At 63.0% G+C, this 23891-nt stretch carries 22 protein-coding genes; 9 read left to right on the plus strand and 13 right to left on the minus strand.

Annotation, left to right across the window (positions count from 1 at the left end; genetic code table 11):
* The first annotated feature begins 34 nt into the window (after positions 1-34).
* On the plus strand, positions 35-1462 hold the full coding sequence (locus tag FME68_RS11775; RefSeq protein ID WP_158397667.1) for a zinc-dependent metalloprotease: 1428 nt from the start codon (positions 35-37) through the stop codon (positions 1460-1462).
* Here the strand turns inward: FME68_RS11775 and FME68_RS11780 are convergent.
* Positions 1459-1956 carry a M48 metallopeptidase family protein gene (locus FME68_RS11780; protein WP_158397668.1) on the minus strand — a complete coding sequence of 166 codons (498 nt, stop codon included), beginning with the start codon at positions 1954-1956 and terminating at the stop codon, positions 1459-1461. The genes FME68_RS11775 and FME68_RS11780 overlap by 4 nt on opposite strands.
* 72 nt (positions 1957-2028) lie before the next feature.
* On the opposite strand from FME68_RS11780, the gene FME68_RS11785 reads away from it, so the two are divergent.
* Entirely contained in the window at positions 2029-2859 is an 831-nt protein-coding gene (locus FME68_RS11785; RefSeq protein ID WP_070512163.1) for a hypothetical protein, read from the plus strand.
* Here the strand turns inward: FME68_RS11785 and FME68_RS11790 are convergent.
* Genes FME68_RS11790 through FME68_RS11825 form a run of 8 tightly spaced genes read right to left on the minus strand, consistent with a single transcriptional unit; the run spans position 2856 to position 15151 of the window.
* Complete coding sequence (locus FME68_RS11790) at positions 2856-4907, minus strand: ATP-dependent DNA helicase UvrD2 (protein WP_158397690.1); 2052 nt, start codon at positions 4905-4907, stop codon at positions 2856-2858. The genes FME68_RS11785 and FME68_RS11790 overlap by 4 nt on opposite strands.
* The gene (locus FME68_RS11795) at positions 4879-5613 is read right to left on the minus strand and encodes an NAD(+) diphosphatase (RefSeq protein WP_158397669.1); all 735 of its coding nucleotides are present in this window, start codon (positions 5611-5613) and stop codon (positions 4879-4881) included. The genes FME68_RS11790 and FME68_RS11795 overlap by 29 nt, the downstream gene beginning before the upstream one ends.
* Complete coding sequence (locus FME68_RS11800) at positions 5613-6725, minus strand: potassium channel family protein (RefSeq protein WP_049156104.1); 1113 nt, start codon at positions 6723-6725, stop codon at positions 5613-5615. The genes FME68_RS11795 and FME68_RS11800 overlap by 1 nt, the downstream gene beginning before the upstream one ends.
* Before the next feature lie 42 nt (positions 6726-6767).
* On the minus strand, positions 6768-9980 hold the full coding sequence (locus tag FME68_RS11805) for an ATP-dependent helicase (protein ID WP_158397670.1): 3213 nt from the start codon (positions 9978-9980) through the stop codon (positions 6768-6770).
* Positions 9973-13149: a PD-(D/E)XK nuclease family protein gene (locus FME68_RS11810; protein WP_328287845.1), complete on the minus strand. Its 3177-nt coding sequence runs from the start codon at positions 13147-13149 to the stop codon at positions 9973-9975. Before FME68_RS11810 ends, FME68_RS11805 begins: the two co-directional genes overlap by 8 nt.
* Positions 13150-13152: 3 nt before the next feature.
* Positions 13153-13926: a hypothetical protein gene (locus tag FME68_RS11815; RefSeq protein ID WP_158397671.1), complete on the minus strand. Its 774-nt coding sequence runs from the start codon at positions 13924-13926 to the stop codon at positions 13153-13155.
* 29 nt (positions 13927-13955) lie between these two features.
* Complete coding sequence (locus FME68_RS11820; protein ID WP_158397672.1) at positions 13956-14897, minus strand: DUF3152 domain-containing protein; 942 nt, start codon at positions 14895-14897, stop codon at positions 13956-13958.
* Between the two features lie 32 nt (positions 14898-14929).
* Positions 14930-15151, minus strand: coding sequence for a DUF3107 domain-containing protein (locus tag FME68_RS11825; protein WP_046647465.1), 222 nt, complete (start codon positions 15149-15151; stop codon positions 14930-14932).
* 103 nt (positions 15152-15254) lie between these two features.
* Between FME68_RS11825 and FME68_RS11830 the strand changes: the two genes are divergently transcribed.
* Positions 15255-16634, plus strand: coding sequence for a DEAD/DEAH box helicase (locus FME68_RS11830; protein WP_328287846.1), 1380 nt, complete (start codon positions 15255-15257; stop codon positions 16632-16634).
* Complete coding sequence (locus FME68_RS11835; RefSeq protein WP_158397673.1) at positions 16631-17917, plus strand: Rv3212 family protein; 1287 nt, start codon at positions 16631-16633, stop codon at positions 17915-17917. The genes FME68_RS11830 and FME68_RS11835 overlap by 4 nt, the downstream gene beginning before the upstream one ends.
* On the opposite strand, the gene FME68_RS11840 is transcribed toward FME68_RS11835, so the two are convergent.
* On the minus strand, positions 17914-18372 hold the full coding sequence (locus FME68_RS11840; protein ID WP_049156093.1) for a hypothetical protein: 459 nt from the start codon (positions 18370-18372) through the stop codon (positions 17914-17916). The genes FME68_RS11835 and FME68_RS11840 overlap by 4 nt on opposite strands.
* Positions 18373-18935: 563 nt before the next feature.
* Between FME68_RS11840 and FME68_RS11845 the strand changes: the two genes are divergently transcribed.
* Both FME68_RS11845 and FME68_RS13525 read left to right on the plus strand, forming a co-directional pair.
* Positions 18936-19193, plus strand: coding sequence for a WhiB family transcriptional regulator (locus FME68_RS11845; protein ID WP_042529827.1), 258 nt, complete (start codon positions 18936-18938; stop codon positions 19191-19193).
* 95 nt (positions 19194-19288) lie between these two features.
* Positions 19289-19363, plus strand: a complete 75-nt coding sequence (locus tag FME68_RS13525; RefSeq protein WP_012714902.1) for a 50S ribosomal protein bL37 — start codon at positions 19289-19291, stop codon at positions 19361-19363.
* Between the two features lie 72 nt (positions 19364-19435).
* On the opposite strand, the gene rsrA is transcribed toward FME68_RS13525, so the two are convergent.
* Positions 19436-19708: a mycothiol system anti-sigma-R factor gene (gene rsrA, locus FME68_RS11850; protein WP_080975102.1), complete on the minus strand. Its 273-nt coding sequence runs from the start codon at positions 19706-19708 to the stop codon at positions 19436-19438.
* Positions 19708-20313 (minus strand): sigma-70 family RNA polymerase sigma factor, encoded by a 606-nt coding sequence (locus FME68_RS11855; RefSeq protein WP_049156090.1) that lies wholly within the window; start codon positions 20311-20313, stop codon positions 19708-19710. Before FME68_RS11855 ends, rsrA begins: the two co-directional genes overlap by 1 nt.
* A gap of 37 nt (positions 20314-20350) precedes the next feature.
* Between FME68_RS11855 and ybaK the strand changes: the two genes are divergently transcribed.
* Entirely contained in the window at positions 20351-20854 is a 504-nt protein-coding gene (gene ybaK / locus FME68_RS11860; protein ID WP_158397674.1) for a Cys-tRNA(Pro) deacylase, read from the plus strand.
* A gap of 23 nt (positions 20855-20877) precedes the next feature.
* Here the strand turns inward: ybaK and FME68_RS11865 are convergent, their stop codons facing one another.
* Entirely contained in the window at positions 20878-21540 is a 663-nt protein-coding gene (locus FME68_RS11865) for an SOS response-associated peptidase (protein WP_158397675.1), read from the minus strand.
* On the opposite strand from FME68_RS11865, the gene aroA reads away from it, so the two are divergent.
* Together aroA and rsgA are read left to right on the plus strand one after the other, a co-directional pair.
* Complete coding sequence (aroA, locus tag FME68_RS11870) at positions 21539-22843, plus strand: 3-phosphoshikimate 1-carboxyvinyltransferase (protein WP_158397676.1); 1305 nt, start codon at positions 21539-21541, stop codon at positions 22841-22843. The two genes, FME68_RS11865 and aroA, sit on opposite strands and share 2 nt — an antisense overlap.
* A complete protein-coding gene (rsgA, locus tag FME68_RS11875; RefSeq protein WP_046647457.1) occupies positions 22836-23858 on the plus strand; it encodes a ribosome small subunit-dependent GTPase A in 1023 nt (340 codons plus the stop codon). Before aroA ends, rsgA begins: the two co-directional genes overlap by 8 nt.
* Positions 23859-23891 lie beyond the last annotated feature (33 nt).

The raw sequence follows: 23891 nt of genomic DNA on the forward strand, positions 1-23891 counted from the left end.
AATCCGCGCTAGGAAACCTAGTAGATTAGGGCCCATGAGCAACGGATTCGGTTTTTCCTTCCCCAATAACGACGATGACGATGACAACAATCGTCGCGACCAGAACCCGTTCGGTGCCTTCGGCTTCAGCGCGGGCAACGGTGGCCTAGGAGACCTGTTGAATCAGTTCGGCCAGATGCTGTCCGGCATGGGTTCCTCCATGAATTCCCCGGAGGGTGCTGGCCCGGTCAACTATGACTTGGCCAAGCGCATCGCACACCAGCAGATCTCCCGCGATAAAGAGGTCAGCGAGCAGGACCGCACCGCCGTGCAAGAAGCCGTGCGCCTGGCGGAACTGTGGCTGGATGATGCCACGATCCTGCCCACCGCGTCCGGCACCGTCACTGCCTGGAATTCCGCGCAGTGGCTGGATGAGACGCTGCCGATGTGGCAACGCATGGTCACTCCGGTAGCCGAACACATGAATTCCGCGCAGCTGGAATCCCTGCCGGAGGAAGCCCGCGAGATGATGGGCCCGATGACATCGATGATGAACTCGATGTCCGGCATGAACTTCGGCATGAAGCTGGGCCACGCCCTCGGTGATCTGGCTGCCCAGGCGCTGACCGGTTCTGACTTCGGTTTGCCGGTCTCCCCCGCGGGCACCACCGCACTCTTGCCGCACAATATTCAGGCCATCGCGCGCGATCTCAACGTTCCGGGCCAGGAAGTACTCGTCTACATCGGCGCCCGTGAAGCCGCCCGCCAGCGCCTGTTCAAGCATGTGCCGTGGTTGGTCGAGCGCCTCGTCTCCTCCGTCGAGGAATACGCCATGGGCTTGGTCATCGATACCTCCCATATCGAGGAAGCCACACGCGAGCTCAACCTGGAATCCGGTGACCCGCAGGCCATCCAGGACGCGATGAATAAGCTACAAGGCATGGACCTGTCCCCGCGGATCACCTCGCGCAACGCGGGAGCCGCTTCCCGCCTGGAGACCCTCCTAGCGCTCGTCGAGGGCTGGGTTGAGCACGTGGTGACCGAGGCCCTGGGAGAGCGCATCCCGTCCACAAAGGCAATGACTGAGGCATGGGCGCACCGCCGCTCCACTGGCGGCTCCGCGGAGAAGGCCTTCTCCCAGGTCGTCGGCATCGAACTCAACGCCCCGAAGGTGGAGGCCGCCGCTGAGCTGTGGCGCCGCGCCACCGTCGCGGTGGGCGCCGATAAGCGCGATTCCGCCTGGGACCATCCGGATCTTCTGCCCACGGCCGAGCACTTGGAGAACCCGGCTTCCTTCATCGACGGTTTGCTCGATGACAATCCCGATGAGGGCTTTGAGGCAGAATTCTCCAAGCTGGAGGAGATGCTCCGCCAGCAGGATTCCGGTGAGAATGCTGGCGATAACACCAGCGACAGCGCTGGTGGGGACGCAGACGCCGACGGCGATGAAAACAAAAAGGACGGGCCGGAGGAAGAGAACTAGCGGAAACGCTGGTAGGCCTCGAGGTACCCCTTCGCGCGTTCTGCTTTGGGGGCGCGGTCGGCCCACTCCCAAAATTCCGGGCCATGGCCCGGAATGAAGGTGTGTGTCAGCTCGTGGATGATGACCGCATCGAGCACATAGTCTGGGACGTCCTGCAGCCGGTCAGAAATCCGAATATCTCCCGTTGAGGTAGTGCAACTACCCCAGCGGGATTTTTGGTTGCTGACCCACCGAATGGATCCCACCGTGGCGCGGTCGTCCAAATAGCGAGTGTTCAACGTGCGTGCGCGGGCGGCGAGAGAGGCATCGGAGCGCTGCGACGAGGTGTGCTTCTTGCGCACCTTCGCCACGATCTCATCCACTGCTTTCTGTTCTTCTGCTGCCGACATCCAGGCAGGAATGCGCACCTCGAGAACGCCATCAACAACGCGGGCTTGGACGGTGCGACGGCGCCGGGCGGAGCGAATGACACGGACCTCGGGGTTGTTCGACATGACAGGGCATTCTACCTGTGGTGCAATGATGGCTAAGCACAGCTGGGGTGGGTCATCAACGGGGAGGAAACCATGTCTGCACAGACGTATATGCTGGCACCGGAAACCACAATCCTGGAGCGCGAGCCCGGGATGCTCCAGTGTGGGATGGATGCCACGCGCGTCGGCGTGTTCGAGGCCCACCCACAACTGGCACGCCTGCTCAATCGGTTGCGCACCCCGCTGACCCGGCAAACCATTGAAAAATCCATCGAAAATACCGGCACCAGCCCGTCTGCTGCCCGCAGCCTGGTTGATGATCTGATCAGTTACCGCGTTCTGTGGCCAGCGCCCCAGCCGCAGCGCGTGGCCGTGCTGGGTACGTCGGCCCTCGCTAACGAGCTACGCGACGTCCTCCTGAACGATTCCTTCCAGCCCCGCTCCCCTCTCCACAGCGAAACGCCCTCCGAGTACATCGCGAACGTGGCCGGGCACCTGCCGATTGTCGCCGTCGACATGCTGGACGGCGCGACGGAATGGGCACAAGCCCTGCACAAATCCTCGGCGACGTGGCTACCGGTATCGATGCTGGATGCCCGCGGCATCATCGGTCCGGTCCGCGTGGCCGGCGCGGGGCCTTGTCCACTGTGCGCGCATCTGCACCGCATCGATGCGGACGAGCAGTGGCACGAGGTGGCGCGCCGCGCCGCCGCGGTAGAACCGCCGGGGGATCCGATCGTGCGCACCGCAATAGTGATGCATGCTGTGGTCACCATCCGCCGCCTTTTGGGAAGGCCCGCCCCGCCCGGGGCTCCCGGCGGCAAGCCGTTAGCCGGGGAGCTTAAGGAGATAGACCCTTACGGGATCGAGCAACACCGGCTGTTGATGGAGCACCCGCGCTGTACGTTCTGCGCCGGTGCCTAACCCCGGGTAGAGGCGATGATCTGCAACACCTCCGCGCCGTAGCGCTCCAGCTTGGAGGGGCCTACCCCGGAGATGTCGAGCAACTCGGCCTCGCTGGCGGGAAGCGCCTCCGAGATGGCTTGCAGGGTGGCATCGGAAAACACGACGTAGGCAGGAACCTGGGAGTCCTTAGCAACGGACGCGCGCCAGGCGCGCAGCGCGTTGAAGACATCCTCATCGCCCTCATATTCGCACCACTCGTGGCGGCCCAGAACCTTTTCGGCGGGACTGCTGAGCTGGCCCGAGCACACGCGGCAGCGGCGCGGGCGATAGCGACGGTTCGATGACTGGCTCTCCTCGATTCCCGGCACCACGCCGTCAAGGAAGCGAGTTCGCTCACGCGAAGCCCGCGAACCGGTCGTCTTGGCTAACGCCCACGACAAAGCCAGGTGCTCGCGCGCACGGGTAATGCCGACATAGAACAGCCGGCGCTCCTCCTCCACGTGCTCATCGCCGGCCTTGATGGCGTGGTTAATGGGCAAGAGTTTTTCGGTGAGGCCAACGAGGAAGACCGCATCCCACTCCAAGCCCTTGGCAGCGTGGATGGTCGCTAGGGTCACGCCCTCCATCGTGGGGTTGTGCTTGTTTTCGGATCGGCGGTGCAGCTCCCCCAGCACGCCAGGCAGGTCGATCCCTTCGTGGTCCTCCACGATCTGCGCGATGAGATCCACCAACGCCGTGAGCGACTGCCAGCGCTCACGCGCCTGCGCGCCCTGCGGCTCCGTGGCGGACAGCCCCAGCTCCACGAAGGCCGCACGTGCCACGGCCACAGGATCATTCGGCAGATCATCACGGCGCGTGGCAGCGATGAGCACGCGGATGGCCTCCAAGATCTCTGGGCGGCGGAAGAATCCCTCGCCGCCGCGGACTTGGTAGACCACTCCGGCGTCGGCAAGCGCCTGCTCAAACTGCTCTGATTGCGCGTTGATGCGGTAGAGAATTGCGATTTCGGAAGCCTTCACGCCCTGGTTGAGCAAAGTCAGAACCTGGCCCGCGACCTCCTTGGCTTCGATCTCCTCAGACTCATAGGCCTTAAAAGTGGGCTCGGGGCCAGGCTCGCGCATACCTTGCAGCTCCAGGCGGGTCCCCGCCGCGCGGCCCGTGGCCTTCGAGATGACCTCGTTGGCCAAATCCGTCACCTGCGGAGTGGAGCGGTAATCTCGCTGCAGCTTTACCACCGTGGCCTGCGGATACGTACGGGAAAAATTCAGCAGGTACTCCGGGGAAGCTCCGTTGAAGGAATAAATGGTCTGGTTAGCATCGCCCACGACCGTCAGGTCATCGCGCTCCCCCAGCCAGGCCTCCAGCACGCGCTGTTGCAGCGGCGTCACGTCTTGGTACTCATCCACCACGAAGGTGCGGTACTGCTCACGGAAGACCTCCGCCACCGCCGGTACGTTCTCGATGGCGCCCGCGATGTGCATGAGCAAATCATCGAAATCAAGGTACATGAGATCCGGGGTGGCCTTCATGTCCTCGTAGCGGCGGAAGACCTCTGCCACCTTGGCCGGATCCCCCGGTGCTTCGCGGTCCGTGGACTCGATGACGCCGGGATAGCCCTCGGGGCTGATCAACGAAGACTTCGCCCATTCGATTTCCCCCAGGAAGTCACGGATGGTGTCCTTGTTATTGTCCAGACCGAGCGAACGCACCGCACGTGCAACCAGGCTGAACTTATTATCGATGAGCTGCCACGGCAGATCCCCGGCGACCTGCGGCCAGAAGTACTTCAGCTGGCGGCGCGCCGCGGCGTGGAAGGTTTGAGCCTGCACTCCCCCGACACCCATCTGGTTGAGACGCTCGCGCATTTCACTCGCGGCACGAGAGGTAAAAGTGACGGCCAGAACACGCTGCGGGTTGACGAAGCCCTGATCCACCATGTGAGCGATGCGATAGGTGATCGTGCGAGTTTTGCCCGTTCCGGCACCGGCCAGGATGCAGACCGGGCCGCGCGGCGCCGTGGCGGCGGCCCGCTGGTCTTCATCGAGCAGGGACAGATCCGGTCTCATCACCGTGGAACCACTCCATAATCATCGTGTGTGCAATTGAGCCCTGGCGGGCAATGGTCAATGTTGGAAGCTCGGCGCGGGACACCCACCGCACCTCAGCGAGCTCGTCGTCAGTATCGCACACGGGCTGGACATCCTCCGTGACCGCGGAAAAGCCCACCATCAACGAACCGCTCGGCGGCCACGGCTGTGAACCCCAGTACTTGACTGACTCAACACGGCGACCGGTTTCCTCCAACGCCTCCCGGATCATCGCTTCTTCGAGGGTCTCACCGGGATCCACATAGCCGGCAATCAAGGAGAAGAAGTCCGGACGGTGGCGGTTACGCGCCAACAGGATCTGGTCCGAGTCTGCGTGACGGATAATACCGATGACGGCGGGATCAAGGCGTGGGAAGACGAGGCGCTCGCCATCGCGCCCCACCGCCCCGGGCGCAGGATAAGACAGCTCGCGGCCGCTGCGCGGATCAAAGCGCGCTTCCCGACGGTTACGGATCAGATGCAGGGCTTTGAGGATGTCGCGCTGACCGTTAAAGAAGGTGGCATCACGCAGCGCGCCGAGCCGCTCGGCGGCCTCGGTGCCCAGCAGGAAAGCATGGATGGCCCCGGCCGTGACCACGATGTCCCCCGCCGGCTCAGCCAGAAAGACCGGCTGGCCCTGTGGCGTAACCGGGACGCGGCCGGTCTCGGTGACAGGAAGGAACATTAATTGCCTTCGTCCTCGTCTTCATCGGAATCTTCCGCGGCCTGCTGCATCTCGTGCTTGATGTAGAGCAGGCGGTCACCGGGCTTGAGCGCGTACGCATCTGCCGTGTCGACGCGGTGCAGCTCGTTGTTGCGCAAGACGGCCAGGACAATGTCAGCGAGGTGGCGCGGGTTGGAGCCCACCTCGAATTCGCGCACCGCGCGCTCCGCCACGGAGAAACCCTCGTTCGGTGAGAGGAGATCCTCCATCATCTCCACCACGGTTGGCGTTACGGTAGCGAGGCCCAGCAGGCGGCCGGCCGTCTCCGCCGAGGTCACCACCGAATCAGCGCCGGATTGAAGGAGAAGGTGGCGGTTTTCAGATTCACGCACAGACGCGACCACCTTGGCCTTAGGGTTAAGCTCACGCACGGACAACGTACACAGCACCGCGGTATCGTCCGTGGACGGCGTCACCACTACGGAGGAGGCATGCTGCGCGCCGGCGATGCGCAGGACGTCCTGCTTGGTTCCGGAGCCATAGATGGTGACGAGGCCATGGTGCTCGGCACTGGCCAAGGCTGCACGGTTGTTATCAACAACAACGATCTGGGAGGCGGGGACGTCATCCGCGATCAGCGCGGCGACCGCACCGGCGCCCTTGGTGCCATAGCCGATGACGACGGTGTGGTTACGCAATTGCTTTCTCCAATTCTGGATTTCAAACGTGCGACGGGCTCGATCCGTCAGAACCGACAAGGTAGCACCGACCAACAAAACAAGGAAGAGCAGGCGGGCCGGGGTAACGATAATGAGGTTAATGAAGCGCGCGGTGGGGGTCACGGGGACGATATCGCCGTAGCCCACAGTGGTCAGCGACACCGCCGAGTAATAAGCCGCATCCAAGAAAGACAAATCCTCGCTATACCCATCACCGTCGAAAAAGACGATGATGGTGACAAAGACCATCAGCCCCATGGCCCATATCACGCGGCGCGCCAGTTGCTTCCACGGGCTGGTGCTTTGCGTGCGCGGAATCGTGATGACATCGAGCAACGCGTGGTCAGGCTGCGAGGTCAGCTCAACCTGCGATAAAAAACGCGACGTAATGCGTTTTCTTAAGTGCTTGGGCACGAAGCGCCAACCTCCCTAGATGATGCGGATTTCCTCGTGAGACTACCTTAGACTCAACCCTGGTGGCGTGGAAACTGCAGAGCTTAAAAGCTCAGCCAGCCGTGCTCCAGTGGGCAAGTCATCCGGCTCCAAAAGGTAGTTCTCATGCACATAGAAGAACGCCGCGCGGACGGTCTCCACGCCGTGAATACGCCGCCATGCCTCCGCGTACACGGCGAGCTGAATCTGCGCCGAGTTCAGTGCAGCACCCTGCGGACGGCGGCCAGTCTTCCAGTCCACGATGAGCCAGGAACCATCCGGCTGCTGAAAAACCGCGTCCATGCGGCCGCGAACTACCGAGTCCCCAATGGTGATCTCAAAAGGCGCTTCCACATAGGCAGGTGTGCGCTGCGCCCACTCCGAAGCTAGGAAAGACTCTTTGAGTGATTCCAGGTCGTGGTCCGGCTCATCGTGGGAGCCGGGCAGCTCGTCCTCCCCCAGCAAGGCAGGCGCCCCAAACCGATCCTCCAGCCAGGCGTGGAAGGCGGTGCCGCGCTTGGCATAGGAGTTGGGTTTGAAGGGAATGGGGCGGCGCTGGCGGCGGGCAAACTGAGTGGGATCCGCTGACATCGCCACCATGTCGGAGGCTGTCAACTCGCCAGGCAGCTCCACATCGACCACCGGGGCCTGGAGGGCTTTGTGTTCCTCGATGAGCGCGCTCGCCTCCTGCTCCCAGAGTCCAAAGACCTCGCCATCGCGCAGCGGTGGCAGGTTCTCCATTGCCGCGCGTACCGCGTCTGCGGCCTTGAGCGCTTCCGGTTGCGGGGTTAGTGCAGGGAAAGAGGCCTCCGTAACAGAGCGCTCTTCGTCTTCCACGGGGTTCTCGGGGACCTCCCAGTGGACGACGAGCTCTGGGTGCTTATCCGCCAGCAGTTGCAGGTAGGAATACGGGCCCTTCTTGCTCTTGCCCTTCGCCTTATTGGTTCCGGAGCCAGTCACCGTCAGGGTGGACTCGGTGCGGGTCATTGCCACGTAGAACAGGCGGGCTGCTTCCTCTGCTTGGAACTCGCGGTTTTGTTCCTTGAAAGCCTCACACGCCTTGTCGAAGTCGGAGCGTGTCACCGCGTCCTCGGGGACATCGATGACATCCTCATCACCCGGTGCTTTTTCGATCTTGGTCAGGAAAGTCTCCGCCTGCGCCTTATAGCTTGCGGAATCCGCGTGTGCCACGCAGACGTGTTCCCACTCCAAGCCCTTAGCCTTGTGCACCGTCATGATGTGGACGCGGTTGCGCACGAGCGGGACCTCTCCCAACTCAAGGCCGTCTTCCTTCTCCTTAGCCAGCTCAAGATAGTCCAGGAGCCCGGCTAGGCCCTCCCCGTGGAAACCAGCGACGACGTCGGCGAAGGCGTCGAGGTGTGTTGCCCCGCCTGGCTTCCCGGAGGCCAAGACCTCGGTGCGCAGACCAAAGAGCAGCTCAATATCGGCAACAATGTCGTTGAGCGACTTTCCCAGGGAATAGGTGCGGAGGTAGCGCAGCTTGGAGGAAACCTCTTCCATTCGCTCTAGGCCTTCGGCACTGTAGCGCTCGCGTTCTCCGAGGTCTGCGAGGGCGTCGGCAAGCCCCAGCACCTGGTCAGGCCCCTCTGCGGTGATGTCCTCGATCTGGGTAGCCAGGTGCTCCAGGGGATCACCGCCCTCCCAGCGCGTGCGCCCCTCCGCAGCACCGGCAAGGTTGCGCTGGCGCGAATGCAACGCCTGGATGTCGGCGATACCTAGGCCGCACATCGGCCCGGTCAGCACGCGCAGCGCCGCCGCGGTGTCTTGCGGACGTACCAACAGAGTGGCCACCGCTACGAGGTCTTGGATTTCCGGCTGCCAGAGCAGCCCGCCGAGACCAAAGATTTCGTTGGGGACCCCGACTTTGTCTAGGGCCGCGGCGATCAACGGGGACTGTTTATTGGTGCGCACGAGTACTGCGGCGCTGAAGTCCTCACCCTCCGGCGTGGACTCATAGAGCTGACGCAGGTGCTCTGCGATGAAGTCTCGTTCCTCATCTTCGGAGGCGAAATAGCCCAGCTCTACCGTGCCTGCCGGCGCGGTGGGCTTTGGCGATAGCTCATCCACCGGCCGCTCGCCCGGGCTTTCGGAGAAGAGCTTCGAGGCCACGTCATTGGCCATCCCTAGCACCGTCGAGGGGTTGCGCCAGGAGGTGGTCAGCTGGTCTTTGGGCGCCGGGGTGCCGTCAGCCTGCGGGAAGTCCGTGACGAAGGCCTCGAGGTTTTCCGCCGTCGCCCCGCGCCAGCCATAGATGGACTGCATGGGGTCACCGACCGCGGTAACCGAGAGCCCCTCGCGCTTACCACCGAAGAGGGAACGCAGCAGGATGCGCTGTGCGTGGGAAGTGTCCTGGTACTCATCCAGCATGACCACGCGATACCGCGCGCTTTGTTGCTCGCCTAGGAGGGGGAAGTTTTTGGCCAGGGTGGCAGCGATGGACATCTGCTCGCCGAAGGTGATGACGCCGCGCTCCGCCTGTTCCTTCTTCACTGCTTCCACCAAGGGAAGGTATTCCAGGCGCAGGCGTTGGGTATCCAGGTATCCCTGCAGCTTTTGGCTGTACTCACCGCTGGTCCTCTTGCTCTTCTCTAGGTCCTCTGCGGTCTTGCGGAAGATGTCCTCGTGCTCATACAGATCGTGGGGATCCTTGAGCTCCCCGTCCATGGTCTCTGCCAGTTTGAGCAAGGTGGCGGTGACCGTGGCCACTGCATTATCGGTGCTCAGCGAGCCCGTGTAGTTGCTGACGACCTCGTGGGCGATGGCATAGCGCTCCGCCTCAGTGATGATGCGGGCATTCGGCTCCACCGGCATGAGCAAGCCATACTCGCGGACCAGATCACCCGCGTAGGAGTCATAGGTGGAGACGTTAGGCGCGATATTCTCCACTGCCTCTGCCGCTGGGCTGCCCGGAGCAAGGATTCCTGAGGAGCGCAGGGTCAGCAACTGGCGGCGGATGCGCTGCTCCAGCTGCTGGGCTGCCTTGCGGGTAAAGGTCAGGCCCAGGACTTGCTCGGGCCGCACCAACCCGTTTGCGACCAGCGACACCACGCGCGAGGCCATCGTCTCCGTCTTACCAGCGCCCGCGCCGGCCACGACAAGTTTCGGCCCGAGTGGACCGTCGATGACTGCGGCTTGCTCTGCGGTGGGAGGAAAAGGCTTCCCCAGCGCACTGGCCAGCTCTTCAGGACTGAAGTGTTGGGTGGTGTTCTTAGGCATCGGTCACCAGAGCTCCTTCATTCATCACAGGGCAAATAGGGCGGATCGGGCACCGATCACAATCGGCGTTTTCACGCGCGGTCAGCCCCGGTCCGCGCAGCTCGGCCACGAGTGCAGGTAGCGCCTGCGCAAATTCCTCGAGTTCCTCTGGGGGCTTGGTGGCTTGTTCCCGGGTGGACACGGAAGCAGCGCTGGATCGCGGGTACACCAGCACGCCGCCGCCACGCGGCAGGCCGGCACCGGTCCTGATGGATACAGACTGAGGCTCGCCGTCAGAGTCTGCTGGTGCCGTGACGAGTTCACCGTGTGCCAGGGCCAGCTGATACGTCATGAGCTGGGTATTGTCCTGGGCGCTGGCCTTCGAGGGAACCGTTGTTCCGGTCTTGAGATCCACTACCACATAGTCCTCACCGGCCTTCGCCAGCCGGTCGATGAACCCACGAATGGTGACATCGAGGCCGATGTCCACGGTGACGGGAACCTCAACGCCGACGGGTTCGAGTGACGTCGAGCTCGAGAGCACCCAGCTGTGGGTGCGGTCGATAAGGCGCTCAAAGTCCGCGCGCTCAGCCTCGCGGCGCCACGCGGGGCCATCAAGCAGCGCGGCGAAGGCATCAACCACGAGCTGCTTCGCAGGCTCAGCGGCAGCTCCCCGGCCCAGCGCCTCCAGGAAAGCATGCGCCAAATTTCCCCGCAGAAGGTTGATATCCGCTGAGTCATCCTCGACGAGCTGCCCGAGCACCGCATTGAGCGGACACGTGAGCAGGGCATCGACCCGGGACGGCGACACGGTACTGGAACCATGCAGAGGCAGCTCCGAGGCGATGCCGCGGGCGGCCCACCACTGATCCGGGTGCGCCCCCGGAACCCCAGCCTCGGCCAGACGGGCCAACTGCCGCACCGCTTGGGAGCGCTCGGCCTCACCCGTCTCCGGATCGGTAGCGCAACGCCGCAGCTGCGCCACGAAGGCGGGAACCGAGAGCACGGAGACGTCAAGGGGATCGAGCTCTTCCTCCCCACTAGCCGCACTGGGCAACGTCACTGGATTCGGTTCCGGAACCTCGAGGCCCAGCTCGCGTGGCCAGGCCTGGCGCGCCAGCCACTTACCCGCTTCCCGGCGCGCTTGTGCTCCTGGGACATCGACACCGCGGGCGGACAGGAACTCATCGATGAAGCGCGACGGCTCCTCGGCCACATCGCTCTCCGGCGAATCCACCGCGAGGACGAGCAGGCGGCATCGGTGACGCGTGGTGGCCACGTGGAAGAGCCGGCGCTCCTCCGCCAAGCGCCCCGACACGTGGCTGACTGGGGTGCCGGGTGTGATGCCGCGATCTAGGAGATCGATGAGGTCCTCTTGCCCGAAGAGAGAGCCGGTCTCCCCTACCGACGGCCACGTTCCTTCCTGAACGCCCGCCACGATGACGGTGTCCCACTCGCGGCCCACCGCGCCGTGCGCGGTGAGGATCTCTACCGCATCAGGCAGCGCCGAGCGACGATCCCGCACGCCGGTGGGCAATTCTTGCTCCGTGATGTGCAGGATGAAGGACTCTAGGGAGGCCGCCGGGCGGCGCTCGGCATAGTCACCGGCGGCATCGAACAGCGCCATCATGGCATCCAGGTCTCGGTCCGCCTGCGAACCCGCGGCACCGCCGCGCAAGGCTGCCGCCTGCAGGCGCGTGTCCAAACCGGTGGCCTGCCACACCTCCCAGAGGACTTCCTCAACAGCAGCGCCTTGCTGCAAGGCCGCACGCCCGGCCGACAGCACCCCGCGAATGCGGGCCAGGATCGCTTCTTCGCGCTCAGTCAGGAGGTTGTTGAAGTCCGGCAACTCACCATCCAGCAGCTCTCGCAGCGTGTCCATACCGCGCTGCTCCGGCTTCCAACGGCGCAGGCCGCGGATGAGCCTCCGCAGCGTCACCGGATCAGCGCCGCCCACGGGACCAGTAATCAAGTCCTCGAGCTCCACAGGCTCAAGCTCATTCTCCAGAGCACGCAAAGCCAGAAGTACTGCTTTGACCAAGCGCTGCTCAGCGAGCACCACGTCCGTGGGGTTGATGTGCACCGGCACGCCAGCAGACAGCAGCGTACGCCGGGCAGGTCCAATATCCCCGGTAGAGCGCACGATCACTGCGATATCACGCCAGTCCACGCCGTCTTCTAAGTGCCGGCGGCGAACCGTATTTGCCAGGACATCACGCAAGGTGCCGCGCGACTCCACGACGCTCACGCAGGCCGGGGAGGGAGTGCGGTGCGTCGAGTCTAAGCGCAGCTCGTTCTCCGCCTCCCACGTGGTGAGGAATTCCGAATTAGCACCGCGGAAGGCAAAGACTGCTTGGTCGGGGTCACCACCAATCACGGTGAGACGGGCGGTCTTCGCCAACTCCGCGATCAGCTGGCCGGAGGTCGGATCGAGCAACTGGGCGTCATCAACCACGATGGTGTGCCATGGGTGCTCGCGCAACAGCTCTGGGCGCAAAAGCACCTGGCTGACCAGCTCCGCAGCGGAATAGGAATGCGAGCCCGCCAGCGCCTGAGTGCGCTCATATTCGCGCAGGAACTCGCCGGCCGCCGCCCACATGGGCCGGCCGTAGCGCTCCCCCAGCTCTTCCAGGTCTAACGGGCCCAGCCCCCGTTCGATGGCACGCAACAACAAGTCACGCAATTGGCGCGCAAAACCCACGTACCCCAGGGCCGGCCGCATCTCCTCCGGCCACGCGCCCCTGCCATCCGCAGCATGGCCTTGGAGCAGCTCGCGGATGACCGCATCCTGCTCTGCGCCGGTAATCAGGCGCAGCTCTTCCTCGCTGCTCTGGCGCAGCAATGCAAAGGCCAACGAGTGCACCGAGCGCACCATCGATGTTTGCGCCGCATAATCATCGAGGTTTTCTGCTAATTCCCGGCGCAGCAGCGAACCGGATTCCTTGGACGGGGCGACGACGAGGATGCCGGAGGCATCGGCCCCGGCGTTGAGCTGGCCCAAGACCACGTCGATCAGCAGGCTCGATACTCCGGAACCCGCCGCACCGAGCACCCGCCACGTGCCCTCCGAGGGCACCGGTACATCCCATGTGCGAGACGTGGCCCGGCGGTTCCGGGGAACAAGGCGGACATCCGGCGAGGGAGGAAGCGTGACGCCGGAACGTGTGGGGGATTCGCTGCTGTACTTCACGTCCTACAGTCTGTCAGATGCCGCGGACACGAGAGCCTCTTCCACCCTTTCAATGTTCGAACGCACGGTCGCCTTGGAGCGCGGGTGCAGGATATTGATGTAACGGCGATACGCCACCGCACGCAGCAAGAGCTGCTGCATTCCGGGCACCGCTGCAAAGCGGGTGCAAATATCACCATCCACCGCCCCCGCAATCAGACCATCCACCATGACTATCGCTGCAGTCCAGCCCGCCGGACGCGGAGCGGCAGAAGGCACGACATCAATCAGCGCCGGCGGATTGGCGCCGGAAAAAATGGTGGTTCCCAGAAGATCCATGTGAGCGGTGACCAACGGGAGGTGCGCAAGCTCAGCATCAGAATAAGCTTCGCCGCTCTCCTCCCACGCGGCCCGCTCCGCCCGCGCAAATACGTCCTCGAGTCGGTCCATGGTGGGCAGCGGGGCCACATCGAGGGCGTCATCAAGGCGCAGCGCCAACTGCACGGTTTCATCGATGCGACCTCGCAGCTGGCCCTCCACGAATTGCGTGGCCTTCCACCCAGCGGCTGTGTAGCGCCCATCGGCGGTCAGAACCGGGCGGGCGATACGCGCTCCCGGCACACTGAGTTTCTCGCGTACCTTGGCGGACCAACCAGTCCACGGCCGCGCCTCGGCAAAGACGATATCCCCGACGCGAATCCCGTTATCCCAGGCAGGCCCCACGAGCTCTCCCTGCGTTCGGCGCGGGTGGAACTCGGCGTTGAAGGCGGCAAGAACGGGCTCAGGTGGCAGTGGCATGGGGAAATAGTCCTTAAATTTCGAGCGGCTTACTCGGGCTTGGCGTGATCAGAATTAGCCGGATTCGGGTAGGGCCACGGGTTCGGCTCGCAGGTGACGTCCTCGTCCGGATACACCTCGTTTGGTTCCTTCTCAAAGAGCTTCCCGTTGTTGAGGCTCAGCGTCTGCTGCATCATGACGGGCGCGAGCTTACCCTCGCCACCACAGGGCTGGTGGGCCGCGTAACCAATGGCGTGGCCGAACTCATGGTTGATCAGGTACTGGCGGTAGTTGCCCAAATCCCCCTCAAACGGTGCAGCGCCCCGCACCCAGCGAGACTCGTTGAGGTTGACCGCGGATTCACCGGTAATCGTCGTGTGACACGAGGTTTCCGATTCCAGCTGCGCACCGCACAGCTTTGCGGTGGTCCCCAGTGAAGTCAGCCGGATGTGCGTATCCGGATTGTCATCGGCCTTGACGTGGATGAATTCGAAGTCTCCGTTGGCGGTCCACCCGCGGGGATCGGACAAGGTGGCGTCGACCAGAGCGACCACCGCAGCATCCCCACCGTAGGCGGAGGTGTCCACGCCATTTTCAATTTCCACGGAAAAACGGATGGTCTGTTTTCCACCCTTGCCCGCGTGCATGGTGGAAGGGCCGGCATCGCGGTAGGTTTCATCACCCTGCTCCGTGAAGGCACCGCCGGCTGGCAAGCCATCCTTGGCGGCAGCGACCGCACTGGCGTTGGCAGGATCGGGCCCCTTGGGCAGGGACGGGGTTGCGGTAGCGCTGCTTGTCGACGTCTCCCCTGCCGCCGTCACGTCCGCCTCCTGAGCTGGGGAGCGGAAAACGTCAACGAGCACCCACACGGTGATGACGACCATGACGGGGATCGCCACCACGCGCCACCAGCCATACTCGCGAGCGAAACGCTCCACCGCTGAAAAGCGCTGTGGGTGCTGTCCAAGATCCGCGGGATTCTCCATGGCCATTTAGGCTACCCGCTGAGACGGCGCGCGCGTACTTAGCCCGCGAAACCGACGGTGTGGGCGCGTGCAGTGCCGATTTCTACGTAGACGACTCGCTCGGTGCGCACAATGTAGGAGCGGCCCTTGGTGTCCTTCAATTCGAGGGTGGAGTTCTCCGCCAAGGCATTGTTAATGGTCTGGGTCAGTTCTTCGCGCTCGCCTTCGGCGTGAATAACCAGTTCGCGGGCGGTATCGGCGAAACCAAACTTGATGTCCATGTGGTGTGTCTCCCTTAGATCGTTGTCATTAATCGGTGCCGTGAGGCCTGCGCCCCCGGCGCTCTAATGGCCCCACTATAGCCACGTCCTCTACTATCAAGGTGTGCTTGCCCCGAAATCTTCCCGCGATTCCCGCGAATCCCCTACCTTTGCCGAGCTCGGCGTCGCCGTAGAGATCTGCGATGCCCTCGCTGACAACGGGATTACGCACACCTTCGCCATCCAGGAGCTCACGCTCCCCATCGCGCTCAATGGCCAGGACCTCATTGGTCAAGCTCGCACCGGCATGGGAAAGACCTACGGCTTCGGTGTACCGCTTCTCGATCGCGTCTTCGATGATGCCGACATCCCGGAGCTTGACGGAACCCCCCGCGCGCTGGTCATTGCGCCAACGCGCGAGCTAGCCATCCAGGTCAGCGGGGACTTGCAGGTCGCTGCCGCGAATCTGCCGCTCAGCGTCATCACCTTGTGCGGCGGTCGCCCCTATGAGGAGCAGATCAAACAGATCAACGCAGGCGCGGACGTCGTCGTGGGCACCCCGGGCCGCCTCCTCGATCTCTGCCAGAAGAAGCACTTATCCTTCGATCAGGTCAGCGTTCTTGTATTGGATGAAGCCGACGAGATGCTGGACTTAGGCTTCCTTCCGGATATCGAGAAGATTCTCTCCCTGCTGCACGGCAACCCGCACCAGACCATGCTCTTTTCCGCCACTATGCCTGGCCCCATCGTGACGCTGGCTCGCACCTTCCTGGACCAGCCGGTGCATATCCGTGCCGAATCTGCCGACGCCCAGCAGACCCATGCCTCCACCCGCAAGGTCACCTTCCAAGCGCACCGCATGGACAAGATTGCGGTACTGGGAAAGATCCTGCAGGCTCACGGCCGCGGGCGCACCATCATTTTCACGCGCACGAAGCGCTCGGCGGCCGCCGTCGCGGAGGAGCTGGCGCAGCGCGGGTTCGCGGTGGGCGCGGTTCATGGCGACATGGATCAAAAAGCACGCGAGCGCTCGCTCGATGCCTTCCGCGACGGCACCGTGGAGATTCTCGTGGCCACGGATGTCGCTGCCCGCGGCATCGACATTGATGATGTCACCCACGTCATCAACTATCAGGTTCCGGACGATCCAATGACGTTTGTTCACCGCATCGGCCGTACCGGCCGCGCCGGCCATACGGGCACGGCGGTGACCCTCGTCGGTTACGACGAGCTGGGCAAGTGGCTGGTCATCAACGATGAGCTCGACTTGGGCCAGGCGGAGCCACCGCAGTGGTTCAGCACTTCTCCGGAGCTTATGGAAGCACTGGACATTCCGGAAGGTGTTGCCGAAACGGTCGGCCCACCCACCAAGGTGCTGGGTGCCCCGCGGCGCTCGGGTTCCCCGCGCGGAGACTCCCCGCGTGGCGAATCCACGCGCTCAGCCCGCGCTGCGCGCCGCACTCGTTCCCGTAAACGCAATCCCCGCCAAGGAGGACGCCGATGAGCACCGAGCACGCCCAAGAATCCCCGGTCGACAACGCCGCTGCGAAGAAGGCACCCATTTTGCGTTCCACGAAGGCGGACTGGATTGCCGTGGGCGCGATCAGCGCGGTATGCGCCATCGCCATCGGCGGTGCGGTCATCACCGCACCGATCCACAAGGCTGAGCTCACCCCGGCAGTCGACGCCGCTGCCAACGCCGAGCCAGCGCTTCTCACCGCCGTCCCGAACTCCCTCACCGAATCCTTCAGCCTGCCCAACGCCTTAGTCCCGGGCCAAGCCCGGGCTGTGTCGTCGAAGGGCCTCCTGGTGACCCATGACGGCGACACCCTGAGCGCCACGAATGCTGCCGGCGATGAGGTGTGGACCTATGAGCGCCGCGACGCCGACCTGTGTTCGCTCGGCACGGCATGGAACAAGATTGTCGCTTCCTATGATGCGGGCAACGGCTGCGGTGATGTGGTGGCGATCGATGCTGCCTCCGGCCAGTATTCCGATACCCGCAGCGCCCGCAATTCCGACGAGGTGGTCCCCATCGTCTCGAACGACCGCGTGGGAACTGTCTCCGCCGAGCGGGTAGAGCTGTGGCGCTCCGACCTCGTGCGCACGGTGGAGTACGGCGATGTCGATGCCAAGCAGGAACCCAACATGCAGCCTCACGAGGACTGCGCCATCACATCAGCGCTGACCCGTACCGAGACGATGGCAGTGACCGAATCCTGCCCGGATTCCCCGGATGCCACGTGGTTGCGTATCCAGACCGCCACACCGGAGGATTCCCGCTCCCCGGAGATTTCCAAAGACATCAAGATCGAGGATCCGGGCGCGCGCCTCGTCGCCTACGGTCAGGAGGCGGCCGCAGTCTTCTTGCCGGGCGATACGCCTCGCATTGTGTCCTATAACTTTGAGGGTGAAGCGCTGTCGTCCACGGACGTGGAACCTTCGACGTCCATCATCAACTCCGCCTCCCCCTTTGCTCCTGCCGTAGCCGATCTGCCCCACCACATGACGTGGTTTGATGGCGAGCGCCTCTACCTCTTTACGCCAACTCAGCTCAAGGTTGACCACGTTTTAGAGCAAGCGCTGGGCACCGGCATTGCCGTTGACGAACGCGTTCTCGTGCCCACTGAAGAAGGAATCGACGTGGTGGATTGGTCCTCCGGTAAGACGGAGCGCACCATCCCCGTCGACCGCGATGGCTATTCAGGCCCGATTTCGCTGACCTTGTCCGGCACGGTCATCGTTGAACAGCGCGGGGATACTGCCGTGGCGCTCAAGGCATCCTAGAAGTGGCTTTCAGCCCATTGCGCCGCCTCGGGCCGCACCATGAGCAGGTACAGCACCAACCCGGCGCTCGCTAGGGTTAGTGCACCGAGTAGGGCTGAGCCCCCACTGAACATCTGGAAGGCGATGGCGCCCAGGATGAATTCCACGAGCACGATGGCGCCGCGCCCCCAGCGTTTGCCTTTCACGAAGGCCCAGGAGCCGACGATGACAAAGCCGAAGACGATAAAAATGAAGATGGCCGTGCCCAGGCCGACGAAGCCCGTCGCGCCTGAGTCGGAAACCATCGAGTCGTTTTCAGCGCCAGATACCTCACGGACGATGAGGAAAATGCCAAAGATGATAACGGCGATGGACTGAACCACCGCGATGCCCGCCGCCGCGATGACCGCAGGCGGCGCGCCATTCCCTACGGTCCGGGGAGACGTAGCCGATGACTGTTTCTTCTTCTTGTTCACGGCCGCTTAGTCTACTTCTTACCCCGACGGTTTAGCCCATCTCCACACCGCAGACTCCCCCGCCCCGCAGACACAGTCCGCGGCGTTCAGCTGAACCTTCCCACACGCCCAGGCTTCGGGGGCAGAGGACTGAGTATGGATTTGACGCGATCCAGGTCACCACACTCACAGTTCTACCCCCATCAACGCTGGTAGACGGATTATTGACAGCCTTCTTACAGCCTCCAATCCATTAGTAAATCCTAAACCGACCACATTTATTTAGTGACTTTGGACACTTTTTGCCCTTTACCCCTAGCGGACTTTGAGTAAACGTGTCATTATTCTCAGGTAGCAAAAACAACGAGCTGTTAAATCAGTTCATAACTCGGAGCAAACTTCGAGTTAACAGAAAGTGAACCACGGCGGCGTCGACGCTGGCCCCAACTCGAGACAGGGCCCCACTGACCGCAGACCAGTCCACTTCACCCCGTAGCACTCGGAACAGTTCACAGCTGTGAACTGCCCTAGGTGCGCCTACTTTTCACCCACTGCTGTCAAAAATTTGTTAGGAGATTTCAATCATGGATTGGCGCCACGAAGCTGTTTGCCGCGACGAAGACCCGGAGCTCTTCTTCCCCGTCGGTAACTCCGGCCCTGCTCTCACCCAGATCGCTAAGGCCAAGCTGGTCTGCAACCGCTGCCCAGTTGCCTCTTCCTGCCTCAAGTGGGCCCTGGAATCCGGCCAGGACGCCGGTGTCTGGGGCGGTCTCTCTGAGGAGGAGCGCCGCGCCATCAAGCGCCGCAACCGCAGCCGCGCCCGCGCTCGCGTTTCCGCCTAAAGAACCCTCAGAAGGCACACCCCCGATTAACACTCCGGCATACCCTGCCGCTACAGTTAAATAAGTTCATTTACCCTTAACAGAAGGAGTACGCGATGAGCAAGCGTGGCCGTAAGCGCAAGGATCGCCGTAAGAAGTCCGCTAACCACGGCAAGCGTCCTAACGCATAACGTCAGCATTCAGGGCTCGTTTCCTTCCTCATTCCGAGGACGGGAACGAGCCCTTTGCTTATGCGCCGAGGCCTAGCCCCAGGTGATTTCAGTCCGCGTAATCTCCACGCAAATGCGCTGGCGCAGTGACTGCGGTGCAGCCTGTCCCCCGCAACATTTGCGCACAAGCGCTCGGACTACTTCTTCACTCTCGACGCGTTGCTGACAGGCATCACACTGCGCGAGGTGCTCGCGGATTTCCAGTGCTCGCGCATAGCTCGTTGATTCATCGAACAGCTCCCGAAAGAGCGCTTCAACCTCGGGAGAGTTACACGCACCGCAATTGCGTCCTGTTGCGCGTTCCATTACTTCTCCTCCATCTCTGGGTGGTTGCGACCAATGCCTTTTTCTCGTGCTACGTCCTTCAACGCCGCGCGGAGTAGTTTTCTTCCGCGGTGGAGGCGGCTCATGACCGTCCCCAACGGGGTGCCCATCACTTCTGCGATTTCCTTATAAGCCAAACCCACCACATCCGAGTAGTACACCACCATTCGGTAATCCTCCGGTAGGTCATTCATGGCCTCGGAAATCTCCGAGTCCGGCATCTGCTTGAGCGCTTCAACCTCCGCTGATTCCAGGCCCGTGGAGTCATGCCCGGACGTGGTATACAGCTGAAAGTCACTAAGCTCATCCGCGGAGGATTCCACCGGGCGGCGCTTGGCCTTCCGGTAGGAGTTGATGTAGGTATTCGTCATAATGCGGTACAGCCACGCCTTCAAGTTCGTGCCCTGTTTAAAGGAATCGAAGTTGCTAAAGGCCTTGAGGTAGGTCTCCTGGATCAAATCCTCTGCATCTTGCGGGTTCCGCGTCAGACGCATCGCTCCGCCGTAGAGCTGGTCCAGCAAGGGCAAGGCTTGCTCCTCAAACAACCGCTGTTTCTGAAGCGTCTCGCTCGTCGTTTCTGTGGCCATACCGACCATCCTAGCGCTCCGGACTAGGGTGGTTTATATGTCCAAGAAGACCCCGCGTGCCGCTACCCCCGCTCTCAAACTCCTCGAAGAGGCAGGTATTGACCACCGCGTCTCTACCTTCGACGGCGGTCGCGAAAATTTCGGCGAGGCAGCCGCTGCGGCCCTCGATGTTGCTCCTGAACGCATCTTCAAAACCCTCGTCATCGATCTGAGCGCCGGCAAAGGCCCCAAGCGCCAGCTCGCCGTGTGCGTCCTTCCGGTTACCAACCAGCTCAGCCTCAAGAAGGCCGCCGCCGCTTTCGGTGCGTCCAAGGCCACAATGGCCGCGCCTGCCGACGCCTCCAAGTCCTCCGGCTACATCCCCGGCGGTATCTCCCCGTTAGGACACAAGCATGTCTTACCCACCGTTGTTGACGAGACGGCGCTACTCTTCGACACCATCTTTTTCTCCGGCGGCAAGCGTGGCCTCGACATCGAGATGAACCCGGAGGATCTCCCCCGCGTCCTGGAGCTCTCCTTCGCCGACGTGCTCGCCGACTAGTTCTGCCGACTAGAGCTCGCGTACTAGAACAGGGTGGCGGCCGGTGGTTCGTCGATAAGCTCTGCGTAGTCGTTGCGCACGTTGCCCACTGCGGGGTCCGCCGGGTGTGCCTGAAAGCCGCGCACAGAGCTCGGCTCCAACAGCGCCTCCCCCGCCAGCCAAGGTGCGATCTCATCTGTAGTCAGAAACTTGGGTAGCCGGTGATGCAGCCACGCCATCTCCTCAGTGGCATCCGTGGTCACCATCGTGGCTGAGAGCCTCTCCATCCCCGTGGCCCACAAACCAGCCGCCCACAGTAGGCCGTCGGACCCGGTCACATAATAGGGCTGCTTCTTGGCCTTCTTATCTTCACCGGCTTTCCACTCGTAGTAACCATCCAGCGGGATAACGCAGCGCTGAGCTTTGAAGGCATCCCGGAAGGAAGGTTTCTGCGCCACAGTCTCCGCGCGGGCATTAAACAGCGGTGGGCCGTCGAGGTCCTTCTTCCAGTGCGGGATAAGCCCCCAGCGCGCTGGCTCCACGCGGGCGGTCTCCTCCGCAACCCGCACGATGGCGATGGGCTGGGTCGGAGCAATGTTATAGCGTGCCGGCGGCAGGCCTTCCGGCGCATGAACTTCCGTAATGGATTCCCACGCTCCGACTTCCTCCAGTAGGGACTCGGTGAACAGAACAAATCTTCCGCACATGCCCTTTATTATGGACTACATGTCTGCTTACTGGAGTGCTCCCCAACCCACCGGCCCGCTGTCCTGGACTCAAGAAGTCCCCGGATCGAAGTCGATGACCAACCGCGCCCTCATCCTCGCCGCGTTGGCTGACTCCCCCTCTATCATCTACAACCCGCTGGTCTCCCGCGATACCGACCTTATGAAGGAAGCCTTGAAGGCCATGGGCGTAGGTATCTCTGACTGGGGCCCGCACCTGCGCGTGACGCCGGGCCAGCTGCATGGGGCGACCGTCGATTGTGGCCTGGCTGGCACGATCATGCGCTTCTTGCCTCCGGTGGCAGCGCTGGCGGATGGGCCCGTTGTCATCGACGGTGACCCTTATGCCCGCAAGCGCCCCATGTCCACCATGACGAAGGCCTTACGTGAGTTGGGCGTCGACATCGAAGGCGATAGCCTGCCACTTAGCATCACGCCCCATGGAATTCCGGAGGGCTCCGAAGTCATCATTGATGCCTCCGCTTCTTCCCAGTTCGTCTCCGGCTTGCTCCTGGCCGGGGCGCGGTACCGCAACGGCATCAGCGTGCGCCACGAAGGCGGCACGGTCCCTTCCCAGCCCCACATCCTGATGACCATCGGCATGCTGCGTGACGCCGGCGTGCATGTGGTCGCGGGCGAGGATAATTGGGTCGTGCGTCCTGGAAAGATTGACGGCCGCGAGTGGTACATCGAACCGGACCTGTCCAACGCCACGCCCTTCCTGGCTGCAGCGGCCGTCGCCGGCGGCAGCGTGAGTATTCCGAACTGGCCGGAGGAAACGGACCAGCCGGGTGATGCTTTCCGCGGCATCCTGGAACAGATGGGGGCACAGGTTGAGTACGTCCCACAGGCACCCCGCCAGGATCCCTACCTGAAGGTCACCGGCCCGGAGGAGGGCCTAGCAGGCCTGCGCGGTATCGATCTCGACATGGGAGATATCGGTGAACTCACCCCGACCGTGACTGCGCTGTGCGCGCTGGCCTCAACGCCATCGACTCTGACCGGCATCGCGCACCTGCGCGGCCACGAGACGGACCGTCTGGCGGCCCTCGCTACCGAGATCAACGGCTTGGGCGGCAACGTCACCGAGCTTGACGACGGCCTCCGCATCACCCCTGCCCCACTCCACGGCGGCCAGTGGCACTCCTACGCCGACCACCGCATGGCCACCGCCGGCGCCATCATCGGCCTGGCAGTCGAAGGGGTCGAGGTCGAGGACATCGATACCACGTCCAAGACTCTGCCCGGCTTCGCCGGGATGTGGGAGGCCATGATCCGTGGCTAGGCGCGCGAGCAGCTATGACGAATCCGATGTCCGCATCCGGCCCGGCAAAGGCTCGCGCCCGCGCACGAAGGACCGCCCAAAGCACAAGGATGCCAAGTTCGGCATGGTGATCACCAAGGACCGCGGGCGCTGGGGGGTTGCCCTTGATAACGATGGCCCAGTCGTCACCGCGATGCGCGCCCGCGAGATGGGCCGCACGCCCGTCGAGGTCGGCGACCGCGTCGGCGTCGTGGGCGATACCTCCGGGCGCAAGGACACCTTGGCACGCATCGTCAAGCTGGAGGAACGCCGTTCCGTCCTCCGGCGCACCGCGGATGACACTGACCCTTATGAGCGCATCGTGGTGGCGAATGCGGACCGCCTGCTCATCGTCAGCGCCGTGGCGGATCCACCGCCGCGCTCTGGATTCGTGGAGCGTGCCCTCATCGCGGCCTTTGCCGGCAATATCCAGCCGGTCCTGTGCCTGACGAAGACCGACCTCACCGACCCCACTCCATTTGCCCAAGAGTTTGCCGACTTGGATGTCACGGTGGTGGAGGCCGGCGTCGACGATGGACTGGAGCAGGTCTGCGCCGCAATTGATGGACATGTCACGGCGCTCATCGGCCACTCCGGTGTGGGTAAATCAACCTTGGTCAACCGGCTTGTCCCAGACGCCAACCGCGAAACCGGTGAGGTTTCTGCGGTGGGCAAGGGCCGCCACACCTCGACGCAGTCGGTGGCATTGCGCCTGCCGGCGGAAGGAAGCACGCCGAATGGCGGGTGGATCATTGATACGCCCGGCATCCGCTCCTTTGGATTGGCCCACATTGATGCCGAGAACGTCATCGAGGTCTTCGATGATCTGGCCGAAGCCATCGAGGACTGCCCGCGCGGCTGCACGCATGCTGGGCCGCCCGCGGATCCGGAGTGCGGGTTGGACTTGAGCATCGAGGAAGGCACTGCTTCTGCGCGCCGTCGCGATGCAGTGCGGGGCCTTTTGGCCTCCCTGCGCACCAACGTCGATTGGGCTTAGGCCCCATTGGGGCCTAAGCGTCGGCTCTTTAGG

Origin of the sequence: Corynebacterium hiratae (assembly GCF_009708045.1) — a bacterium.
In the GTDB taxonomy this organism is placed as follows: Bacteria; Actinomycetota; Actinomycetes; order Mycobacteriales; family Mycobacteriaceae; genus Corynebacterium; species Corynebacterium hiratae.